This window comes from Aromatoleum diolicum, assembly GCF_012910955.1.
Taxonomy (GTDB): domain Bacteria; phylum Pseudomonadota; class Gammaproteobacteria; order Burkholderiales; family Rhodocyclaceae; genus Aromatoleum; species Aromatoleum diolicum.
Genome location: NZ_WTVQ01000097.1, coordinates 1 through 1,506 on the forward strand (window position 1 = coordinate 1; position 1,506 = coordinate 1,506).

A 1,506-nucleotide genomic window follows, 5' to 3' on the forward strand; every position below is an offset into this window, starting at 1 on the left:
GGCGGTGGCCTGCAGGTTGGTGACGGTGCCGCCGACGGCGACGATGTCGCCCGCGGTGAAGCCGACCGGCGCTTCGCTGAAGGTGAAGGTCACCTGCGAGCTGGAGTCGGTGTCGCTGAGCGCGGTATCGACGATGTTGACGGTCAGCGTCGGATTGCTGCGATCGACCGGCACCGTGTCGCTGCCACCGGAGCCGAGGTTGCCCGCGGCATCGGTGTAGAGGTCATCGGCCACACTCACGCTGGCGGTGCCGGAGAAGCCGTCGGTCGCCGTGAAGGTGGCGGTAAAGACCAGCGGATCGGCGGTCGCCTGCAGGTTGGTGACCGTGCCGCCGACGGCGACGATGTCGCCCGCGGTGAAGCCGACCGGCACTTCGCTGAAGGTGAAAGTGACCTGTGAGCCGCTGTCGCCGTCGTTGAGTTGTTCGTCGACGATGTTGACGGTCAACGTCGGATTGCTGCGGTCGACCGGCACCGTGTCGCTGCCGCCCGAGCCGAGGTTGCCCGCGGCATCCGTATAGAGATCATTGGCCACGCTCACGCTGGCGGTACCGGAGAAGCCGTCATCAGCGGTGAAGGTCGCGGTAAAGACCAGCGGATCGCCGGTCGCCTGCAGGTTGGTGACGGTGCCGCCGACGGCGACGATGTCGCCCGCGGTGAAGCCGACCGGCGCTTCGCTGAAGGTGAAGCTCACCTGCGAGCTGGTGTCGGTGTCGCTGAGGGCCGGATCGACGATGTTGACGGTGAGGGTCGGATTGCTGCGATCGACCAGCACCGTGTCGCTGCCGCCCGAGCCGAGGTTGCCCGCGGCATCGGTGTAGAGGTCATTGGCTACGCTCACGCTGGCGGTGCCGGAGAAGCCGTCGGTCGCCGTGAAGGTCGCGGTATAGACCAGCGGATCGGCGGTCGCCTGCAGGTTGGTGACCGTACCGCCGACGGCGACGATGTCGCCCGCGGTGAAGCCGACCGGCACTTCGCTGAAGGTGAAGGTCACCTGCGAACTCGTGTCGCCGTCGTTGAGCGCGGGATCGACGATGTTGACGGTGAGGGTCGGATTGCTGCGATCGACCGCCACCGTGTCGCTGCCGCCCGAGCCCAGGTTGCCCGTGGCATCGGTGTAGAGGTCATTGGCCACGCTGACGCTGGCGGTGCCGGAGAAGCCGTCGGTCGCCGTGAAGGTGGCGGTGAAGACGAGCGGATCGGCCGTTGCCTGCAGGTTGGTGACGGTTCCGCCGACGGCGACGATGTCGCCCGCGGTGAAGCCGACCGGCGCTTCGCTGAAGGTGAAGGTCACCTGCGAGCTGGAGTCGGTGTCGCTGAGCGCGGTATCGACGATATCGACGGTGAGGGTCGGGTTGCTGCGATCGACCGGCACCGTGTCGCTGCCACCGGAGCCCAGGTTGCCCGCCGCATTCGTGTAGAGGTTGTCGGCCACACTCACGCTGGCGGTGCCGGAGAAGCCGTCGGTCGCCGTGAAGGTGGCGGTAAAGACGAGCGGATTGGCGGT

Annotated in this window: 1 protein-coding gene; it reads right to left on the reverse strand. The window is 67.3% G+C overall.

Translation table 11 applies throughout. From position 1 onward, the window contains the following. Positions 1-1,506, reverse strand: a 1,506-nt coding sequence (locus GPA25_RS23525; RefSeq protein ID WP_246266148.1) for an Ig-like domain-containing protein, incomplete at both ends; no start/stop codon positions are given.